We start from the raw sequence: 20,141 nt of genomic DNA, 5'->3' as shown, positions 1-20,141 counted from the left end.
CGGCTCGGGGGCGCGGTGATGTGTATAAGAGACTGGTCTAGAGGAGCGCGGCGCGGGTGGCCTTGAGGTAGGTCGATCCCCAGCGCTGCGTGGGCTCGAGCACCGCGGCCTCGGCCCACTCGTTCCACGCGTTGACGATCACGATGCGATGCTCCTCGTCGCGGTCGGCCACCGCCTCCACGCAGGCCCGCAGCCAGCGCCGGTCGTCCAGGCAGCCGAACCCCGCCAGGATCCGGATGCCCCGCCGGATTCTGGCGGATTCGGGTGCACTGCCGGCACGTTGCGGAGGACCGCAGAGCCGGGGAGCGCAGTGCGCTCGGCGGCTACGGGTCGCGGCGGGGGTCGACGATGATGCGGATCGGGCCCGTGTGGTCCGGCCGGGTCTGCCGGGGCAGCACCGAGGTGTCCTGCATCCGCAGCTTCGAGTAGATCGCGAAGTAGGTGAGCAGGAACCAGCCGCCCTCGATGAGCAGGCGCGATTCCGTCATGCCCTGCACCACGAGCGCGACCATGATGAGGAAGGGCACGGCGGTGAGGCCGGCGGGGTGCCCCTGCCCCGAGCCGGTCGAGGCGGAGACGATGGGCGTGTCCTCGCGGTCGATCGCGATCCACCACGTGCGGATGAAGGTCGTGAAGGCGAGGCCGATGAAGACGGCGAGGCCGATGAACCCGGTCTGCATCCACACGTCGAGGAACGCGTTGTGCGCCTGGTGGTAGGGCATGCCCTCGACGATCGCGAGGTTGTGGAACTCGGGCAGCCAGGGCGCCCAGTAGCTGATCCAGCCCATGCCGACCACGGGGGACTGCGAGCCGAACTCGATCACGGCGCGCCAGATGTCGCCGCGGCCGGACATGTCGGAGGAGCGGTTGAGCATCGCGAAGATCTGCTCGTTGTAGGCGAGCGCGATGTAGCTGCCCACCGCGAGCCCCGCGCCGACGACCGCGTACATGATCCAGCGGCCGCGCCGCGCGAGGCGCCGGCCGAGGAACACCAGGACGAGGGCGAACAGCACGAAGGCCGTGGCGACGTAGACCGTCGCCGACTTGGTGAGCAGGATGCCCGCGGCGGCGAGCAGCACGCCGACGACGCCGTGGATGCGCCCGATGCTCCGGTCGAAGAGCTGGCCGAGCGTGACGATGAGCGCGAGCAGCGCCACCATCGCGAGGAGGTTCCGGTTGCCCATGACGCCCTGCAGCGGGCCGCCCGAGAAGAGATCGGCGTGGCTCCAGTAGAACCCGCCGGGGAGCGGATGCGGGATGTCCTCGGTGCCGAGCAGTCCCTCCAGCACGCCGGGGCGGTAGTACGTCGGGGGCAGGATGCCGCCCGGGCGGAAGACTGCGACGAGGAGCTCGAAGAGCAGCGAGCCGGCGACGAGCAGGCGCATCGCGCATCCGAACGCGCGGAGGAACTGGAAGCGCGTGAGCGTCACGGCCATCGTGAGCCCGGCGAACGCGGTGACGATCTGGATCAGGCTGGCCGCGGCGGACTCGAGGGCGTAGCGCGACCAGATGACCGTGAGCGCGCACCACAGCAGGAAGACGAGCAGCCCCGACGGCAGATGCCGGAGCCGGAGCGGCGGGCGCTCGCGGACGAAGCGGATGACGATCAGCACGACCACGGCGGCCACGAGGATGCCGTACCCGGTCCATCCGATCGTGTAGCGGAACAGGTCGCCCGCGAAGAGCACGACCAGCGTCCCGACGAGCAGCACCATGGTGGGGGTGAAGGGCTGCCGGTCGGTGGTGATGTGCTGGGACCCCTGCCAGGGGCTGCGCCCGGTCGCTGCAGGCACTGGTCGTGGGGAAGGCATGCGTTTCATTCTGTCCGATCGGGGAAGGGGTCGCGTCGCCAAGCGTAGATCGCAACTGGACTGTGACAACTCCTCCGTTGGTCGGGGATCTCGCGGGTTCGAGTCAATCCGACACGCCGTTGTCCGAGCCGGGAAATGGCGCAGAATGCCTCCTCGCCGTGACAATCGGGACAAATGTTATTACTGTGACTTGTGTTGTTTGCCGTGGCGACACGCCGCTTAAAGGGGAAGATCATGACGAAACCGACCGTATTGCTGAAGCGAACGAGGCCGGTCATGGCGGTGGCGGGCACGCTGCTCGCCTCCGCGCTCGTCCTCGCGGGATGCTCGGGAACCGGGCCCGGGGACGAGTCCGCCGAGCCGGAAGCGCCCGAGACCGAGGCGGCGGAGCCGACCGCCGAGGCCGAGGAGGACCAGGCCGCGCAGGATCAGGACGTCAACGTGGTCGTCATCGCCGCCGACTACGACGAGGCCTCCGGGGCAATCGAGGTGCGCTCGATCGTGACCGACCACATCGGGGAGGGCGTGTGCACGATCACCGCGACGAGCCCCGACGGCGAGGACAGCGTCGAGACGACCGTGGACGCGGTCCCCGACGCGCAGTCCACCGTGTGCCCGACCACCCTGCTCGAGGGCGCCGGCCCCGAATGGGACGTCGTCGTGAGCTTCAGCGACGATGCGCTCGCGGGCGCCTCCGAGGCCTTCACCGCGGAGACGATCTGATGCGCACCGGTATCAAGGCGCTCTTCGGGATCGGCGGCGCGGTCGCGCTCGCCGTCGGCGTCGGCTTCGCGTCCCTCGGCAGCGCGCCCTCGGCGCAGGCCGCCGATGCCGCGGACTTCGACCCGGGCATGCTCATCACCGATGAGCTCTTCTACGACTCGGACGCGATGACCGCGGCCGAGATCCAGGACTTCCTCGAGGAGAAGGGCGCGAACTGCACCTCGAACTGCCTCAAGGACTACACCCTCGACACGACCTCGCAGGAGTCCACGCCGCGGTGCGACGGCTACACCGGCCGCAACGACGAGACCGCTGCCGAGGTCATCGCGAACGTCGCGGAGTCCTGCGGCATCTCGCCCAAGGTCCTGCTCGTGATGCTCGAGAAGGAGACCTCGCTCGTCTCGATGGCGAACCCCGACGCGTGGCGGTACGACCGCGCGATGGGGTACTACTGCCCCGACGACCCGAGCCGTCCGGGCTGGTGCGCCCCCGAGTACGCGGGCCTGTTCAACCAGCTCTACAACGCCTCCGCGCAGCTCCAGCGCTACGCGCAGAGCCCGAACGACTGGGCGTACGCGGCGGGCAGGAACAACAGCATCCTGTACCACCCGAACTCCTCGTGCGGCCGCACGACCGTGTACATCGAGAACCAGGCCACCGCCTCGCTCTACATCTACACCCCGTACACGCCCAACCTGGCCGCGCTCGACAACCTGTACGGCACGGGCGACAACTGCTCCTCGTACGGCAACCGCAACTTCTGGCGCATCTACACCGACTGGTTCGGCTCGACCGAGACGGCGCCGACGCCCACCCCGACGGCGACGCCCACGCCTACGCCGACTCCGACGCCCACCGAGACGCCGAAGCCGACGGAGACCCCGAAGCCGACGCCGACCCCGACTCCGACGCCCACCGAGACGCCGGCGCCGACCGAGACGGTCGATCCCAAGCCGACGGAGGAGACGCCGGAGCCGACTTGGGGCGTGGGGCCACAGAACGAGAGCGGCGGCTCCTCCGAGGGCTCGACGCCGCCCGAAGACGCCGATGAAGCCGGATCGGAGGACTCTGAGGAGACCGCGCAGGGCTCCGGCGAGGCCGAGGAGGCTCCGGAGACCGAGGAGGCCGCCTCCGGCATCCCGCAGAACGAGCGGGGCGGGGAGGCCGACTCCGCCTCGGAGACCGGAGCGGCGACGCACGACCCGCTCACCGTGATCCCGCCGAAGAACGATTCGGACGACGAGAGCGACGAGGAATCGAACTCGCTCACCGTCATCCCGAACAACGGCGGCGGGGAGAGCAGCGAGGCGGGCGAGGACGGAGGCGTGCTGGCCCAGACCGGCGCAGCGCAGCTCGTGGTCCTGGTCGGCGGCGTGGCGGCGCTCGCGGTGCTCGGCGCGGCGGCCCTGGTCGCCCACCGCAAGCAGGCCTGAGCGCGGCCCGGCATTGCCGAACCGCACCTCTTAATTAAGTAAGGAGCAGCGCCCCTCGAAGTCATCCCTTCGAGGGGCGCTGCTCCGTCCATCCCGCCCCGAACGGATGAGGCGGGGCGCCACCGGAACGGGATACCCTCACAAGGATGTTTGTCGCGATTGAGAACACGCCGCTTCGCTATGCCTGGGGCGCGCGGGGCGCCCTGGGCGAATGCCTCGGGGACGAGGGCGCGCTGGTCGACCCCGAATGGCGCGCGGCGAAGGAGCGCGGCGAGGAGCCGCCGCGCCAGGCCGAGATCTGGTTCGGCGCGCACCACGGCTCGCCCTCCAGGCTCGTCGAGCCCGGCGAGCGCGGCGCCGACCTCGCCCGCTGGATCGCCGCGGACCCGGCGGCGACACTCGGACCCTTCGCCTCGGGCTTCCGCGAGGGCGACGGCCCCCGGCTCCCGTTCCTGCTCAAGATCCTCGCCGCGGGCAAGCCGCTCTCGCTGCAGGTGCACCCCTCGCTCGAGGAGGCCCGAGCCGGCTTCGCGTACGAGGAGCAGACCGGGCTCGAGCGCACGGCGCCGAACCGCACCTATCGCGATCCGTTCCACAAGCCCGAGCTCATCGTCGCGCTGAGCGATGCGTTCTCGGCGGTCGTCGGCTTCCGAGAGTTCGCCGACGCGAAGCGGCTCGTCGCCGCGGTGGCCGGACGCGCGGGGCAGCCCTTCGCGCCCTTCGCCGACCGGGTGGCCCGGATCGCATCGCCCGAGGAGCTGCAGCGCGTCGTCGCGTGGGTGCTGTCGGGGGAGCCGGAGGCGCTCGCGGCGGCCCGCGCGGTGGACGCGTGGATCGCGGCCGACGGCGCGGACTTCGCGATCGAGCGCGAGAACCTCGCGCGCATCCGCTCGGAGTTCCCCGAGGACGCGGGCGTGCTCACGGTGCTGCTGATGAATCAGCTGCGCCTCGAGCGCGGCGAGGCGCTCTACGTGCCGGCCGGCACGATCCACGCCTATCTCGACGGCGTCGGGGTCGAGGTCATGGCCGCGAGCGACAACGTGCTCCGCGGCGGGCTCACCACCAAGCACGTGGACGCGCTCCAGCTGCTCCGCGTGCTCGACTGCACGCCCATGCCCGATCCGCGGCTCGCGCCCGAGGTGCTGGGGGAGGGCTGCATCCGCTTCCGCGGCGAGGAGCCGGACTTCCAGCTGCACCGGGTGACGGGCGGCCGGGTGGAGGCGAGGGTGGAGTTCGACGGGCCCGCGATCGTCCTGTGCCTGGGCGGCGGCGCACGCCTGCGCGGCGCGGCGGGCGAAACGCAGCTCCGCCGCGGCGAGGCGGTGTACGCGACGCCCGAGGAGGGGCCGCTCTCGGTGCTCGCCGACGACGTCGTGATCGCCTCGGCGGGGAGCGGCCCGGCGGCCTGAGCGAGACCTTTCCGGGCCTATTAACATGGACGGAAAAAGTCTGTCCAATCCTCGGCGCGTCGCGCCTGTGAATCCCGCGAAACCCTCAATGCCTCGTTTAGACTTCCAGCCTTCACGGCTTGACGCGGGACGAATTACAGCGTTGTAATTGGTATCGGTGTTTCGGGCACGTCGCTCGAATCAAAGCGTGGGAGTTGTGATATGGCGAAGCTGATTCGGTCGGTGCCGGACGACTGGTATGTCGATCCGCTCGAACTCGGGGTTCCGGGTGCGACCGGCGAGGTCGGCGACGACAACCCGCTCTCCTGGCAGGCGGACGCGCTGTGCGCGCAGACCGACCCGGAGGCGTTCTTCCCCGAGAAGGGCGGGTCCACGCGCGACGCGAAGCAGATCTGCCAGTCCTGCGAGGTGCGCAGCCAATGCCTCGAGTACGCCCTCGAGAACGACGAGCGCTTCGGCATCTGGGGCGGCCTCTCCGAGCGCGAGCGCCGCAAGCTGCGCAAGCAGGCCTGAGCCGCCGATGCGACCCGGCGCCACGCACACCCTCCCGCCGCGGTCGATCAGTTTCCGGCTTGCCGATCTGAATGCGCTCGCCCCGATTCGCGATTACTAGCATTCGACTAATGCGACCAAGAGTTACTGCCATCGTCGTCGCGCACAACGCCGCGGCTCCCCTCGAGCGCGCGCTCGAGGCGCTCGAACGGCAGACCTGGCGGCCGAACCGCACCGTGCTCGTCCACATCGCCTCGAAGGACGACACGCTCGCGGTGATGGAGGCCGCCGATCCCGATCTGCTCGTGAACGTGGACGAGCGCGCGTCCCTCGGCGCCGCGCTCAAGGCGGCCGTGGACCGGCTCGCGGAGGTCGACGCCGGCGACGCCGAGCGCATCCGCGAGTTCGGCGGCGAGGGCGACGCCCCCAACGACTGGCTCTGGTTCCTCTCCGCCGACAACGTGCCCGACCCGGACGCGCTCGAGGAGCTGCTCGACACGACCGAGCGGAACCCCTCGCTCGAGGTGACGGGCCCCAAGATCGTCCGCGCGGACGACCCCGGCGTGCTCGTCGAGTACGGCGAGTCGATCGCGCCGAGCGGCGAGTCGGTGCGGCTGCACGAGGACGCGCTCGACCAGGGCCAGTTCGAGCACCTCTCGGACGTGCTCGGCGTGGCCGCGGGCGGGATGCTCGTGCGCCGCGACACGTGGGAGCGCCTCGGCGGCTTCGACCCGGGCCTGGACGCCGTCGACGACGCGCTCGACTTCTGCGTGCGGACCTGGCTCAGCAACGGCCGCGTCATCCTCAGCCCCGGCGCCCGCGTCGAATCGCTCGCCGAGAAGGCGACGGGCACGAGCCGCATCGGCCGGCGCACCCGCGCCCTGCAGCGCTACCGCATCGAGCGCACCGCCGCGCTGCACCGCGGGCTCGTGTGGGCCGGCGGCTTCGAGTTCGTGCTGCGCTGGCTCCTGCTGCTGCCGGGCGCCTTCGCCCGCGCGGTGCTCCATCTGCTGCGGAAGCAGCCCGGCCGCATCCTGCCCGATTTCCGCGCGGCGCTCACCGTCCTCTTCGGGCGCACCAGGGCGGGCGCCGCGCGCCGGCGCTTCCGCGCGACGGGCAAGCACTCGCTCTCGAGCCTCGAGCAGCTGCTGATCTCGCCCTCCGAATGGCGCACGATGAAGGCGAACCGGCGCGACGAGTACCGCGCCATCATGCAGCAGGGGCGCGACCGCTACAACTTCGTGACCGGGGGCGGCGGCTGGGTGCTGCTGCTCGGCGTCATCGTGTCGCTCGTGCTGCTCTTCCCGCTGCTGCGCACCGGCGTGCTCTCGGGCGGCGCGCTGCTGCCGCTGTCCACCACGCTCGGCGAGCTGTGGAGCAACACCGGCTACGGTCTGCGGGACGCGGGCGGCGGCGTCGGCGTCTCGGATCCCTTCACCTTCGTGCTCGCCGTGCTCGGCACGGTGACGTTCTGGCAGCCGAGCCTCGTGGTCGTCGCGCTGTGGCTGCTCGCGATCCCGCTCTCGGCGGTGGGCGCCTGGTACCTCATGGCGCGGTTCACCCGGCGGGCCTGGCTGCGCGCCGCCGGGGCGCTGCTGTGGATGGCGTCGCCCACCCTGCTCGTCTCGCTCGCCGACGGCCGGCTCACCGGGCTCATCGTGCACGTCGCGCTGCCCTGGCTGTTCTTCACGGGCTTCGCCGCCTCGCGGAGCTGGGCGTCCGCCGCGGCCTGCTCGCTGCTGGCGCTCGTGGTCGCGGCGAGCTCGCCCTCGCTCATTCCCGTGCTGCTCGTGCTCTGGATCGTCTCGGTGCTGCTCGCGGGCCGGGGCTGGATGCGCCAGTCCTTCCTGCCCATCCCGGCCGCCGCGATGTTCCTGCCGCTCGCCGTGACGCAGATCAACCGGGGCCGGCCGCTCTCGTTCTTCGCCGACCCCGCGCTGCCCGTCGCCGTGGAGCCGACCCGCGGCTGGCACGCGGCGCTGCTCTTCCCCGACCAGGAGCTCGGCGGCTGGACGGGGCTGCTCGACGCGCTCGAGCTGCCCGTGCCCGCCGCGCTGCTCATCGCCGTGCTGCTCGCGCCGCTGCTGCTGCTCGCGCTGTACGGCCTGTTCACGCGCGGCTGGCGGCTGGCGCTCGCCGGGCTCGGCATCGCGGCGCTCGGCCTCCTCACGGCCGGCGTCGCGGGCGGCTTCGCCTTCGCCACCTTCGCGGGCGAGCCGGTGCCGCTGTGGATCGGCCCGGCGCAGTCCCTCGGCTATCTCGGCCTCGTGTCGGCCGCGATCGCCGGGGCGGCGTTCCTCGGTCCGCTGCGGATCCCGGTGTCGGCGGTCGCGGTGCTCGCCGCCCTCGCCGTGGTGATCCCCGTCGCGCCGGCGCAGCTCACGGGCACGGCCGACGTGCACCCCTCGGACGGGCGCACCCTGCCGGCGCTCGTGGACGCCCAGGGCCGTGCCGCGTCCCAGCTCGGCACGCTCGTGATCACCCCGCTCGACCACGGCACCATGCAGGTGCGGCTCGAGCGCGGCTCCGGGCTCAAGCTCGACGAGGTCTCGACCCTCGCGACCACGAACCCCTCGCCCACCGCGAACGACGAGCGGCTCGCCGAGCTCGCGGTCGGATTCCTCTCGGAGGGCGCGACCAACCCCACGGCGGAGCTGCACGAGCTCGGCATCGCGTTCGTCCTCGTCGAGTCCGCCGAGAGCGGCGGCGGCGCGCTCGAGCAGCGGCTCATCACCGAGATGTCGACGAACGAGGCGCTGCAGGCGGCCGGCGACACCGGCGACTTCGGCGTCCTCTTCCAGGTGGTCAACGCCGCCGAGCAGCCGACCGACCCCGAGCTCGCCCAGCGTCTCGACCTCACGAACCTGCAGAACGAGCTCGGCCGCATCATGCTCATCGTGCAGGCGGCGGTGCTCGCGTTCGTCGTGCTGCTGTCGCTGCCGACCGGCGGCATCGCGGCGCGGGTGCGCACCCGCGCGCACCGCGGGGCGCGCAACTGGGAGCGCCTGCCCGAGGAGGGGACCTCGGGACTCGAGCGCTTCGGCTCGCTCTCGCAGGAGACCGTCGAGGTCTACGCCGAGGCGACGGGCGAGCACATCCAGCCTGCGACCCGAGGAGGCCAGCGTGACTGATCCGAGGCAGAACGAGCCGTTCTCGGTCGACCCCGAGCTGCTGAGCCCGCCCGAGTCCGACCCCTACGCGGTCGAGGACGGCGCCCCCGGCGCCGAGGGGCCGGCACGCGCGGCCGCGGGGGTCGCGGACGCGCAGGAGCGCGAGTCCGCCGCCGAGGGCGCTGCCCCGGCCGACGAGGCCGCGGACTCCGCTGCCTCGATCCCGGCGGTCCCGATCCCGGCGGGCTCGGCTGCCGAGGGTCCGGATGGCGCGGACGAGGACCGCTCGGAGGAGGACCCCGAGGACGGGGCGGCCGGCGCCGAAGCGCCCGACGAGGAGGCTCCGGCGGCGGAGGGCGCCGAGGGCGAGCGCCTCGACGCGCCGGAGGCCGGCGGGCAGGATGCGGACGAGCCGGGTGCGGAGCACGACGCGGACGCGGAGGATCCCGGGACCGCGGACGAAGCCGCCGCCGAGCCCGAGCCCGAGGCCGGCAGCGAGGCGGACGGCGAGGCCGGCACCGAGCCCGACCCCGAGGACGTGCTCGAGCCAGAGCCCTCGACCTCCTCCACCGAATCCGCCGCGCAGGTCACGAGCCTCGGCGGGTCGACCATGGCGCGCCGCGTGCGCCGGGCCCGTCGCGGGCAGCGCGCGCAGGCGCGCAGGCGCAACGTCGTCGGCGCGCTCACCCACACCGTCGGCGCGCTGAGCGCCGTGGGCATCCTCACGGTCAGCACGTGGGCGCTCGGCTGGATGCCGCTGCCCGAGCATCGGGCCGAGGCGGTGCAGGTCGACGTGGCGCCCGCCGCCGGGCTGCAGCAGCGCGTGTGCCCCGGCGCCGTGCAGCAGCTCGGACTCGCCGACACCGCCGACGAGGCGGTCCCGGTGGGCTCCCCGGAGCGCACGATCGCGGTCGAGCCCGGCTCCGCCGAGACCGTGGAGCTCGGCGGCGAGGACACCTCGCCCGTGACCGTCGAGGCGCCCGGCGAGGTCGACGGCGAGAGCGCGATCGTGAGCGGCTCCCAGTCCGTCTCGCTCAGCACGGACGACACGGCCGGCTTCGCCGCGTCCAACTGCGTGCAGCCGGCCGCGAACCAGTGGCTGCTCGGCGGCGCGACGACGATCGGGCACACGCTCGTGCTCGACGTCGTCAACCCGGGCAACGCCGACGCGCGCGTGAACTTCCAGATCTTCGACGTGTACGGCCAGGTGCAGCCGGGCGTGGCCGAGGCGGTCGTCCCGCCCGGCGAGCGCCAGCAGGTGACGCTCGCCGGCGTCACGCCGGACTCCGACGCCTTCGCGGTCCGGGTCACGTCCACGGGCTCGAGCGTCGCGGCCTTCCTGCACGAGACGATCACCGACACCCTCGACCCCAAGGGCGTCGAGGTCATCGGTCCCACGGCGCTGCCCGCCACCACGCAGGTGCTCCCGGGCGTCTTCGTGTACGGCCGGCCGGACCCGTCGCCCACCGCGCCCACCGACATCGGCACCACCCTGCGCATCCTCAACCCCGGCGACGCCGAGGCGACCGCGACGCTGACCGCCTACGAGGAGGACGGCACCGCTCACAGCCAGGAGCTCGAGCTCGCCCCGGGGCGCATCATCGAGCTGCCCTACGCCGACGTCCCGGAGGGGGAGTACACGATCGTGCTCGAGTCCTCGGCTCCCGTGCTGCTCGCGGGCCGGGTCGCCCCGCTCGACGGCGCCGAGTTCGGCTGGGTGCCCGCCTCGCCCGAGCTCGTCTCGGAGGAGCTCGTGCCGGTGCCCGAGGGGCCGAACCCGCGGCTCTCGCTCTACAACCCCGGAGACGAGCCCCGCGAGATCGAGATCGACGGCGCCGCCGTCACGATCGAGCCGCACGGCACGTACACGGAGGACGTGGACGCGGGCGGCACCGTGCCGCTCTCGAACGTGGACGGGCTCTCGGGCACGATCCACTACTCGGGCACCGCGCAGCTCTCGAGCATCCCCGTGCTGCCGGGCAACGCCGACGCCGAGCCCATCGGCGTGGTCCGCTAGCCGCCCCGCCGCGAGCGGCCTCTCGCGGTGCCGCAGGGTCCGCACCGCAAGGCCCGCGCGACGCGGGCGCCGGGGCGTACGCCGGGATCGTGTGCCAGACTGCGCGCATGGAGATCGCGCGGGCCTGGGACGTCATCGACCGAGTGCTGCACGACCGGGTGCCCGCGGTCGCCCGGACGCTGCGGGGGCCGGCCTCGGAAGCCGGGATCGACCGGCTTGCCGAGGCCGTGGGCCGCGAACTGCCCGAGGAGTTCGCGGCGAGCCTGCGGATCCACGACGGGCAGGACAACCCGACGTCCCTGCTCGACCTGTTCGACCACCAGACGCTCATGAGCGCCGAGGCGATGATCGAGCACTCCGCGATGCGGGTCGACGCCCTGGGCGACGACCTCGAGGACGTCGCGGACTGGATGGAGCCGGAGAAGGTCCGGCCCATCATGAACTGCCGAGGCTGGCTGCAGTTCACCCAGGCGGAGGCGTCCGGCTTCGCCCTCGATCTCGAGCCGCTCCCCGCCGGGGACTACGGCCAGGTGATCCACCTGCCGGTGGACGGGCTCACCCCGGCCCCGGAGTACGCCTCGTACGCGGCCTGGCTGAGCGACCTCGCCGAGCGCTTCGAGGCGGGCGCCTTCCGGGTGGAGGACGGCGACGGCATCTGGCTCGAGCGCTGAGCGGATGGGCCGACGGGCCGCTTCGCAGGCGACCGCGCTAGTGGCCGAGGAACTCCTCGAGGCCGCCGCCGAGGAGGTCGTCGACGGCGTGGATGACGAGGTGCTCGACGTACTCGCGGTAGGCGATCTGATCCCGCGGGTCCGAGAGCGAGAGCCGCGCGAAGCGCTCGATGGGCACCCGGTAGACGACGACGGTCCTGTCGTCGACGAGCTGCCAGCGCGCCATGCCGTCGCCGCCGTGCCGGACCTCGCCCTGGCGGGGCGGCAGCGAGGAGACGCCGACGCGCACGCCGCGCATCTTGTCGGGCGCCATGGCGCGGAGGAATCCGAGGGTCTCGCCGACCACCTGGTGGAACCGGGGGATGCGCCCGGTGAGCTGCGGCAGGTGCGGACCGGCCACGCTCGAGCGCAGCGACCGGCCGTGCCGGGAGCGCGAGCCTCGAGACCGGCGGATGCCCTGGTTTCGGCGGGAACGGACCATCCGCCAAGCCTACCCCCGCGGCCGTCCCCTCGCCCGGCCGTGTTCCCGCCCGGGGCGCGGCGCCGGGCGCGCTATCGTGGGGCGTATGCGTTCTCGTCCTTGCTGCCGGGTGGCGTGCTCCCGGCGCGCCGAGTACACGCTCACCTTCGACTACGAGGACCGGATGGCCGCCGTCGGGCCCCTCGCCGTGCGATCGGAGCCGCACAGCTACGACCTGTGCGCCTTGCACGCGGGCCGCACGACCGTGCCCGAGGGCTGGACCCTCGTCAAGCCCACGCCGATCGCGCCGGGCGCGGGCGACGCCCGCGCTCTCGACTGACGGGGCGCCGCGGGCCGCGACCTTCGGATGACCCGCCCGGGGTTCCGTTCGCGGTAGGTTTGCAGCTATGCACATTGCGATTCACCCGGCCGATCCGGCCGAAGCGGGCGACCCGCGGAGCGTGGTCAAGAACTACGACATCCGGGGCCTCGTGGGAGACACCCTCACCGAGCCGCTCGTCGCGGCGCTCGGCGCCGCCGCCGTCGACGAGCTCGAGCTCGCGGGCGCGGAACTCGTCATCGGCCACGACATGCGGGACTCGAGCCCCGCCTACGCGGCCGCCTTCGCGCGCGGCGCGCGGGCGCGCGGCGCCGACGCGGTGCACCTCGGCCTGTGCTCTACCGACATGAACTACTTCGTCTCGGGCAGCAGGGGCGCCGCCGCGGCGATGTTCACCGCCTCGCACAACCCGGCCTCGTACAACGGCATCAAGATCTCGCGGGCGGGCGCGCGCGGCATCTCCTTCGACACCGGACTCGGCGCGATCCGGGACCGCGCCGAGCGCTACCTCGCCGAGGGCGTCCCCGCCGCGGCGGCGGAGGGCGCGGAGCGGCGCATCGACGTGCTGACGGAGTACGCGCTCCACCTGCGCGAGCTCGTCGACCTCTCGGCCATCCGTCCGCTGAAGATCGTCGTGGACGCCGCGAACGGCATGGGCGGCCTCACGGTCCCGGCCGTGCTCGGCGCGGCCGCGGAGCTGCCCAAGCTGCCCCTCGAGATCGTGCCGATGTACTTCGAGCTCGACGGCGCGTTCCCCAACCACGAGGCCAACCCGCTCGACCCGAAGAACCTCGTCGACCTGCAGCGCCGGGTGGTCGAGGAGGGCGCCGATCTCGGGCTGGCCTTCGACGGCGATGCGGACCGCTGCTTCGTCGTGGACGAGCGGGGCCGCCCCGTCTCGCCCTCCGCGGTGTGCGCGATCGTCGCCGAGCGCGAGATCGTCCGCGCGGCCGAGGCGGGGGAGCGCGACATCCACGTGATCCACAACCTGCTGACGAGCAGGCACGTCGCGGAGACCATCGAGCGCGCGGGGGCCGTCGCGGTCCGCACGCGCGTCGGCCACTCGCTCATCAAGGCGGAGATGGCCGCGACCGGCGCCGTGTTCGGCGGCGAGCACTCGGCCCACTACTACTTCCGCGACTTCTGGGGCGCGGACAACGGCATGCTCGCCGCGATGCACGTGCTCGCGGCGGTGGGCGGGGGCGGCGAGCCCGTGTCGGCGCTCGCGGCGCGGCACACGCCCTACCCGGCCTCCGGCGAGATCAACTCGACGGTGACGGATGCGCCGGCCGCGTTCGAGCGCCTGGTCGCGGAGTTCGGCTCGCGCCCGGACGTGACGCTCGACGAGTTCGACGGGCTGACCTTCTCCAGCGTCTCCGGCGGGGAAGGCGCCGACGGCGCGGGCGGCTGGTGGTGGGCGAACATCCGCTCCTCGAACACCGAGCCGCTGCTGCGGCTCAACGTCGAGGCCGCGGACGAGGCGACGATGGCCGCGGTGCGGGACCGCGCGCTCGCCCTCATCCGGGTCTGACCGGTCCGGGCCGCGCCCCGTTCGCGGCGGGGGCGGTTCCGCAGTCCCTCGCCGCGCACTGCCGCGCCGCCGGGGCCGGGGGAACTGCCCGGGAGGATGCGGCACAATGAGGCTATGAGCGTGCGCACCCCGGACCCCGAATCCTCGTCAGGCTGGATGAGCGAGGACGAGCTCGCACTCATCCGACGCCGCGTGCCGATCCTCTACGTCGAGGCGATCCCGGTGCGCGTCGACGGCATGGGCAGGATCGAGCACTTCGGCCTGCTGCTGCGGGCCAACAGCGAGGGCATGATCACCCGCACCTTCGTCTCCGGACGGGTGCAGTACGGCGAGAACCTGCGCGGCGCGCTGCTGCGCCACCTCGAGAAGGACCTCGGCGCGATGGCCTTCCCCCAGCTGCCCGTCTCGCTCGCCCCGTTCACGATCGCCGAGTTCTCTCCGATGCCCGTGACCGAGCTGCACGACGAGCGCCAGCACGCGGTGGCGCTCGAGTACCTCGTGCCGGTGACGGGGGAGTGCGAACCGCGCCAGGACGCCCTCGAGGTCACCTGGGTGACCCCCGAGCAGGCGCGCGACCCCGACCTGCTCGACGAGCTCGAGGGCGGGCGGGGCAAGATCCTCCGCGCGGCGATCGGCCACGTCGCGGCCTGGTAGCCGCGCCCGCCGGGCCCCGGATGCGGGGCGCGGCTAGCGGATGAGGCGGGGCCGGTCCGCGCCCGGATCCGCGGGACCCTCGCCCGCCGGCCGATCCCGCAGGGCGCGCAGCATGAACCGGCTCGGGTCCGGCGCGGGCCGTCGCACCGCGTCCTCGAGGATCTCGAAGTCGCGGCGCGAGAGCTCGACCCAGCCGGGCCGCAGCCGCTCGCCCCAGAACGCCGTGCTCCGGGTCAGCTCCAGCAGGTCGCGCAGCGGTCGGATGGGCGCGATCCTCGCCTCCGGCAGCCAGTCGACGTCCACCCGCCACGGCGAGCGCCCGGGCGTGCCCGCCTGGTAGGGCTCCTCGGAGACCACCCGGCCGGCCTGGACCGCGGCGCGCAGCGGCTCGCCGTCGGGATTGCTCGTGCGGGGGCAGTACAGCACGACCCCGTCCGCGGGGCGCATCCGATCGAGCGGCTCGCGATCCCCGCGCGGCACCTGCGCCGCGCCGAGCTCGACGAGCTCCCGGGCGCGGTCGAGCGGCTGCACGATCAGCCAGTACCGGATCGCCATCCGCGCCCCCTTCCGCCGGTGACTCCAGTATCCCCGCTCCGGCGACATCGCGGGGCGACCGCGCGCCCGCGGCGCCCCCGGAGCGCGCGGAAACGCGAGGCGGCCCCGGCATCCCGGGGCCGCCTCGTCCGCGCGGAGCTCAGCGGAGCGCCGACTTGGGCACGCGCTCGTAGATCTCGCCGGCCACGACGAGGTCCTGCCACGACATGCCCACCGTCTTCAGCACGGTCGGCTTCGAGCGGTCGATCCTCCGCGCGCCGGTGAGCAGATCGCGCATCGGGATGAGCCGCTCGGCGTCGAACACGCCCTCCTCGATGGCGAGGACGATGTCGCCGGCCTCGCGCAGGGCCGTGTCCACGTCCTCGACGACGACGTTGGAGCGGGCGATGAGCGCCGAGTCGACCTCGCGGTGGTCGCGGTTGTGCGAGCCCACCGCGATCACGAGCGTGCCGGGGCGCACGTGCTCCGAGTCGAAGAGCGGCTCGTGCGCGCCCGTCGCGCATACGATCACGTCGGAGCCGGGCACCGTGACCGATCGGTCCACGGCGTGGCCCGTGCGGGCGAACCAGCCGTGCTCGGAGGCGTTCGCCGCGAACATCTCGGCCTTGCGGTCGTCGCGGCCGTCGACCACGATGCGTTCGAGCGTGGGGCGGACCTCCTTGAGCGCGAGCACGTGCGACCGCGCCTGCGTGCCGTAGCCGAACAGCAGCAGCCGCTCCGGCTCCCGCGGCAGCAGCAGATCGGCGACGAGCGCCGACAGCGCGCCCCCTCGCAGGGAGGTGAGCTCGTGCCCGTCGATGATCACCCGCGGCGTGGTCGTCTCCGCGTCCATGAGCAGGTAGACGCCCTGCACCCGCTCGATGTTGCGGCGGGTGTTGCCCGGGTTCACCGAGATCAGCTTCGAGCCGACCCAGCGCGAGGTCTCCGAGGGCATGAACAGCAGCTGCCTGCCGTCCTGGAGCGGCAGGATCTCGCGCGGGAAGTCCTGCGAGGGGTCGACGTCCTCGAGCAGAGCCCGGCGCAACGCGTCGATCGCGTGGCGGTAGGTGACGTGCGTACGGATGTGCGGAGTGGTGATGTGCGGAAGCGACACTGCTAGCCCTTCGTGTTGGCGGATCGAGGTCAGCCTAACCGGCGTCGCCTGCGATCCCCGCGGGCGCGCCCTATCGGCGGGCCGCGCGCGCCCGGCCGATCTCCTCGACCAGCCGCTCGATCGCGGAGTCCGGCGTGTCCCACGCGGTCATGAGCCGCACGACGCCGGGCAGCGCCGGCCAGTCGTAGAAGCCGATGCCCCGGGCCCGGACGGCGTCGGCCACCCCCGGCTCGAGCCGCGCGAAGACCGCGTTCGCCTCGACCGGCAGCGGCACCTCGCAGCCCGGGGCCCCGCGCAGCGCCTCCGCGAGCCGCCGCGCCTGGCGATTCGCGTGCCGGGCGTTCTCGAGCCACAGGTCGCCCTCGTACAGGGCGAGCAGCTGCGCCGCGATGAACCGCTGCTTCGAGGCGAGCTGCATCGAGAACTTGCGGATGTGCTCGACGCCGCGCACGGCATCCGGCTCCCGCACCACGACCGCCTCGGCGATGAGCCCGCCGTTCTTCGTGCCGCCCAGTGAGACGACGTCGGCGCCTTCGACGGCCTCCGCCAGGCCGAGGCCGTTCGCGGCCGCGGCGTTCGCGATGCGCGAGCCGTCGAGGTGCACGAGCATGCCCGCCTCCTTCGCGGCGGCGACGAGCGCGCGGGCCTGCTCGGCGGAGTACACGGTGCCGAACTCGGTGGAGTTCGAGAAGGAGAGCACGTGCGGATACGCGCGGTGCGGATCGTCCGGGTCGGCGGCCGCGGCCGCCCCGGCGACCTGCTCGGGCTCGAGCCTCCCGGTCTCCGTGGGCAGCCCGAGGATCTTCAGCCCGCCGACGCGCTCGGGCGCGCCCTGCTCGTCGGTGTTGATGTGCGCGCTCGCGGCGGCGAGCACCCCGCCCCAGCGGGGCGTCAGGGCCTGGAGCGCCACGACGTTCGCGCCCGTGCCGTTGAACACCGGGAACACCTCGGCCCGCTCGCCGAAGCGCTCGCGCACCAGCTCGCGCAGCCGCTCCGTGTACGGGTCGCCGCCGTAGCCGGGGACGTGGCCGCCGTTGGCGCGGGCCAGCGCCTCGAGCACGAGGGGATGCGCGCCGGCGTAGTTGTCCGAGCCGAAATGGATGCGCTCGGGGTCGTGCAGCGGCGTCGGGGTCTGCTGTGGTGCGCTCACGCGGCTCCTTCGATGCGGGCGGGGACTGACCTGGCGATCCTATCGCCGCGCCGCGCCGAGGTCAGCGCTCGCGCTCGCTCCAGCGGATGAGGAAGCGGCGGTCGAAGCCGCGGGAGCAGCGCGCGCAGGACATCGCGCGCTGCCCGGGGCGGCGGAAGCGGTAGATGCGGTGCTCGTTCGGGCAGGTGCCGATCCAGCGCGCGTACTCGCTCGCGACGCGGCCGTCGTGGGTGCGGCCGCCGACGTAGCCGAGCTCCGCGGCGATGCGCCGCCACTCGGGGCCGTGCCCCGCCCCGGGCCCCGCGAGGGCGTGCCCGAGCTCGTGGAGCAGCGTCTGCCGCACCTGCTCCTCGGGCTCCATGGCGGTGAGGTAGCGCGAGACCGTGATGCGGCGTCGGGCGTAGTCGCACATCCCCGCGCGCGTCTTGGCGCGGTCGTAGTCGAAGGACCAGGAGTCGTCGAGGTGCTCGGCGATGAGCCGCTCCGCGAGCGCCCGCACCCGCTCGAGATCCGCCACGGGCGGCGCTAGTTGTCGATCGAGCGGATGGGCTCGTCGAAGGACTCGGGCGCGGCGCCCTCGAGCTTGGCCCGCATGACCTTGATCGCGAACTTCGTGGATTCGAGCTGGTCCTGCGGGGTGCCGTCGGTCTCGCGGTACTTGAGCGCGCGCTCGAAGTCGGCGAGGGCCTCCTCGAAGCGGCCGAGGTCGTGGTAGACCTTGCCCCGGTGCTGCAGCGCGAAGCCCGCGAGCGCGCTCCAGTCGTGGGCCGCGGCCTCGTCCACGCAGCTCGTGAGCTCGTTGAGCGCGACGTCGAGCTTGCCGCGGAACTGCTCGACCTGCGCGCGGCGCACGCGCGCCGCGAGCGAGTCCTCGCGCGAGCCGGTGAAGCGGGACTGGCGGCAGGCGGCCTGCGCCTTCTCGAAGGCCTCGTCCAGGCGGCCGAGCATGCGCAGGAGCGCCACCTGCTCGTTCAGCGCGGGCAGCGAGCGGAACTTGCCGATTTCCTCGAGGCGCGTGGCAGCCGCATCCGCGTCGATGCGCTCGCGCAGCGTCTCGGGGTCGTAGCCAAGGATGATCGGGGAATCAGACACGAGACCGAGGGTAGCGATTCGGGGTGCGGAAATCCCGCAATGCGCGCGGGGTGGCACGGATCCCGTCGGTTCCGGCGGGGGAGGGGCCGCGCCCGGCGCGGGACGGGGTCAGACCCCGCGACGTTCCCACCCGCCGTGGGCACACCCCGGGCCCCGCGCGGGGCGGGGTCAGGAGCGGTCGCCGAAGACGTCGCCCGGCAGCGGCGAATCCGTCGCGTCGGCATCTCGCACCGGCGCCGCGCCGCCGAGCCAGCGCTCCGCGCGGACGTCGTCGTGGACGCTCGCGGGCGGGAAGCCGCTCGCTACGAGCCGGGCCAGGCCGGGCAGGTCGAGGCCCGCGGGGGAGGCGGCGGCGACGATGTTCCCGAACCTGCGCCCCTTGAACACGGCCGGGTCGGCGATGAGCAGCGCGGGGCCGATCGCCTCGCGGATGGTCGCGATCTCGCCGCGCGCGAAGCGGAGGTCGTGGCCGTCGGCGATGTTGACCAGCAGCACGCCCTCGGGCTGCAGGAACTCGCGCAGCGCCTCGAAGAACTCGAGCGTGGTGACGTGGCCGGGGGTCTGCGCGCCCGAGAACACGTCCACGACGAGCGCGTCCACCGTGCCGCGGAGCCCGCGGGGGAGCCGGTCGAGCTGGGCGCGGGCGTCGCCGTAGCGCATGCGGATGGAGGCGTGCTGCGGCAGCGGCGCGACGGCGCGCACGAACTCCACGAGGTCCTGCTCGAGCTCGATCACCTGCTGGCGGGATCCGGGGCGCCGGTGCTCGATGAAGCGGGGGAGGGTGAGCGCGCCCGCGCCGAGGTGCAGCGCGGTGATGCGCCGGCCCTCGGGGAACGCGAGGTCGAGCACGTGCCCCATGTGGCGCACGTAGGCGAACGCGAGGGACTCGGGGTCGTCGAGGTCCACCTCGGACTGCGGGGTGCCGTCCACGAGGAGCGTGATGCGCGAGCCGTCCCTCGCGGCCTGGGCGCGCCGGCCGGAGGCGAGCGTCACGGTGAGGTCGGAGTCCTGTCGCTTCCTGGCCATGCGCACCATCCTGCCACCGAACGGCCCCGGGGCGCCCGGACCGGGTGCACTGATTTGAATAGATCAAAACAGTCTTTTGATCTATTCAAATCAACGCTAGGATCGGAGGCATGACCGCACACGACGCACCCACGTGGACCGAACGCCTCCGGGCGGCCGGTCTGCGCGTCACGTCGCGCCGGCTGGCCGTGCTCGATGCGCTGGACGCGCATCCGCACGCCTCGGCCGACGAGGTCTATGCCCGCACCGCGCAGACGGTGCCGAGCATCACCAAGCAGGCCATCTACGTGAGTCTCGGCGACTTCGTCGAGCACGGGCTCATCCGCAGGCTCGACCCCCCGGGGTCGCCCGCCCGCTACGAGACCCGCACGGAGGACAACCACCACCACCTCATCTGCGACGAGTGCGGCGCGATCGTCGACGTCGACTGCGCCGTGGGGGAGGCGCCCTGCCTCGCCCCCTCGCACGATGCGGGCTTCTCGGTGCGGGTCGCCGAGGTCACCTACCGCGGCACCTGCCCGGAGTGCCTGGCCCGGGCCGATGCGCTGGTGGCGCAGTCCTGACCGCGCGAGAT

20 protein-coding genes are annotated in these 20,141 nt (G+C 73.1%); 11 read left to right on the top strand and 9 right to left on the bottom strand.

Annotated features, from left to right (window positions below; all coding sequences use genetic code 11):
• Window positions 1-37: 37 nt before the first annotated feature.
• Together FM112_RS06155 and FM112_RS06150 are read right to left on the bottom strand one after the other, a co-directional pair.
• Window positions 38-250, bottom strand: coding sequence for a glycoside hydrolase family 99-like domain-containing protein (locus tag FM112_RS06155; protein ID WP_254910395.1), 213 nt, complete (start codon window positions 248-250; stop codon window positions 38-40).
• Window positions 251-323: 73 nt separating this feature from the next.
• Complete coding sequence (locus FM112_RS06150; protein WP_176386691.1) at window positions 324-1,793, bottom strand: O-antigen ligase; 1,470 nt, start codon at window positions 1,791-1,793, stop codon at window positions 324-326.
• Window positions 1,794-2,045: 252 nt separating this feature from the next.
• On the opposite strand from FM112_RS06150, the gene FM112_RS06145 reads away from it, so the two are divergent.
• The 7 genes from FM112_RS06145 (at window position 2,046) to FM112_RS06115 (ending at window position 11,666) form a co-directional block, all read left to right on the top strand.
• Window positions 2,046-2,534: a hypothetical protein gene (locus FM112_RS06145; protein ID WP_140400586.1), complete on the top strand. Its 489-nt coding sequence runs from the start codon at window positions 2,046-2,048 to the stop codon at window positions 2,532-2,534.
• Window positions 2,534-3,967 (top strand): hypothetical protein, encoded by a 1,434-nt coding sequence (locus tag FM112_RS16795; protein ID WP_140400585.1) that lies wholly within the window; start codon window positions 2,534-2,536, stop codon window positions 3,965-3,967. Before FM112_RS06145 ends, FM112_RS16795 begins: the two co-directional genes overlap by 1 nt.
• Window positions 3,968-4,113: 146 nt before the next feature.
• On the top strand, window positions 4,114-5,376 hold the full coding sequence (manA, locus tag FM112_RS06135; RefSeq protein ID WP_087005069.1) for a mannose-6-phosphate isomerase, class I: 1,263 nt from the start codon (window positions 4,114-4,116) through the stop codon (window positions 5,374-5,376).
• A 201-nt stretch (window positions 5,377-5,577) separates the two neighbouring features.
• Window positions 5,578-5,889 carry a WhiB family transcriptional regulator gene (locus FM112_RS06130; RefSeq protein WP_087005065.1) on the top strand — a complete coding sequence of 104 codons (312 nt, stop codon included), beginning with the start codon at window positions 5,578-5,580 and terminating at the stop codon, window positions 5,887-5,889.
• A 110-nt stretch (window positions 5,890-5,999) separates the two neighbouring features.
• Window positions 6,000-8,999, top strand: coding sequence for a glycosyltransferase (locus tag FM112_RS06125; RefSeq protein ID WP_176386690.1), 3,000 nt, complete (start codon window positions 6,000-6,002; stop codon window positions 8,997-8,999).
• Window positions 8,992-10,995, top strand: a complete 2,004-nt coding sequence (locus FM112_RS06120; RefSeq protein WP_087005059.1) for a DUF5719 family protein — start codon at window positions 8,992-8,994, stop codon at window positions 10,993-10,995. The genes FM112_RS06125 and FM112_RS06120 overlap by 8 nt, the downstream gene beginning before the upstream one ends.
• A gap of 107 nt (window positions 10,996-11,102) precedes the next feature.
• Window positions 11,103-11,666 carry an SMI1/KNR4 family protein gene (locus tag FM112_RS06115; protein WP_087005056.1) on the top strand — a complete coding sequence of 188 codons (564 nt, stop codon included), beginning with the start codon at window positions 11,103-11,105 and terminating at the stop codon, window positions 11,664-11,666.
• A gap of 37 nt (window positions 11,667-11,703) precedes the next feature.
• Here the strand turns inward: FM112_RS06115 and FM112_RS06110 are convergent, their stop codons facing one another.
• Window positions 11,704-12,147 (bottom strand): hypothetical protein, encoded by a 444-nt coding sequence (locus FM112_RS06110; RefSeq protein WP_140400584.1) that lies wholly within the window; start codon window positions 12,145-12,147, stop codon window positions 11,704-11,706.
• An 85-nt stretch (window positions 12,148-12,232) separates the two neighbouring features.
• On the opposite strand from FM112_RS06110, the gene FM112_RS06105 reads away from it, so the two are divergent.
• From FM112_RS06105 to FM112_RS06095, 3 genes are all read left to right on the top strand, one after another.
• On the top strand, window positions 12,233-12,466 hold the full coding sequence (locus FM112_RS06105) for a DUF3499 family protein (RefSeq protein ID WP_087005099.1): 234 nt from the start codon (window positions 12,233-12,235) through the stop codon (window positions 12,464-12,466).
• A gap of 67 nt (window positions 12,467-12,533) precedes the next feature.
• Window positions 12,534-13,997 (top strand): phosphomannomutase/phosphoglucomutase, encoded by a 1,464-nt coding sequence (locus FM112_RS06100; RefSeq protein ID WP_087005051.1) that lies wholly within the window; start codon window positions 12,534-12,536, stop codon window positions 13,995-13,997.
• 114 nt (window positions 13,998-14,111) lie between these two features.
• A complete protein-coding gene (locus tag FM112_RS06095; RefSeq protein WP_087005049.1) occupies window positions 14,112-14,651 on the top strand; it encodes a DUF4916 domain-containing protein in 540 nt (179 codons plus the stop codon).
• 33 nt (window positions 14,652-14,684) lie between these two features.
• On the opposite strand, the gene FM112_RS06090 is transcribed toward FM112_RS06095, so the two are convergent.
• The 6 genes from FM112_RS06090 to FM112_RS06065 form a co-directional block, all read right to left on the bottom strand.
• A complete protein-coding gene (locus tag FM112_RS06090; protein WP_176386689.1) occupies window positions 14,685-15,206 on the bottom strand; it encodes an EVE domain-containing protein in 522 nt (173 codons plus the stop codon).
• 139 nt (window positions 15,207-15,345) lie between these two features.
• Window positions 15,346-16,299, bottom strand: coding sequence for an ornithine cyclodeaminase family protein (locus FM112_RS06085; protein WP_176386688.1), 954 nt, complete (start codon window positions 16,297-16,299; stop codon window positions 15,346-15,348).
• A gap of 70 nt (window positions 16,300-16,369) precedes the next feature.
• Window positions 16,370-17,449 carry a low specificity L-threonine aldolase gene (locus FM112_RS06080; RefSeq protein ID WP_087005041.1) on the bottom strand — a complete coding sequence of 360 codons (1,080 nt, stop codon included), beginning with the start codon at window positions 17,447-17,449 and terminating at the stop codon, window positions 16,370-16,372.
• 61 nt (window positions 17,450-17,510) lie between these two features.
• The gene (locus tag FM112_RS06075; protein ID WP_087005037.1) at window positions 17,511-17,966 is read right to left on the bottom strand and encodes a SprT-like domain-containing protein; all 456 of its coding nucleotides are present in this window, start codon (window positions 17,964-17,966) and stop codon (window positions 17,511-17,513) included.
• An 8-nt stretch (window positions 17,967-17,974) separates the two neighbouring features.
• The gene (locus tag FM112_RS06070; protein ID WP_087005033.1) at window positions 17,975-18,541 is read right to left on the bottom strand and encodes a tetratricopeptide repeat protein; all 567 of its coding nucleotides are present in this window, start codon (window positions 18,539-18,541) and stop codon (window positions 17,975-17,977) included.
• Window positions 18,542-18,709: 168 nt separating this feature from the next.
• Window positions 18,710-19,567: a spermidine synthase gene (locus FM112_RS06065; RefSeq protein WP_087005030.1), complete on the bottom strand. Its 858-nt coding sequence runs from the start codon at window positions 19,565-19,567 to the stop codon at window positions 18,710-18,712.
• A 110-nt stretch (window positions 19,568-19,677) separates the two neighbouring features.
• Between FM112_RS06065 and FM112_RS06060 the strand changes: the two genes are divergently transcribed.
• On the top strand, window positions 19,678-20,130 hold the full coding sequence (locus tag FM112_RS06060) for a Fur family transcriptional regulator (protein WP_087005027.1): 453 nt from the start codon (window positions 19,678-19,680) through the stop codon (window positions 20,128-20,130).
• The last annotated feature ends 11 nt before the right edge of the window (window positions 20,131-20,141 follow it).

Origin of the sequence: Gulosibacter sp. 10 (assembly GCF_900163695.1) — a bacterium.
GTDB lineage: Bacteria > Actinomycetota > Actinomycetes > Actinomycetales > Microbacteriaceae > Gulosibacter.
The sequence above is the reverse complement of the archived record's forward strand: the minus strand, read 5'-3'. Positions and strand labels throughout refer to the sequence as shown.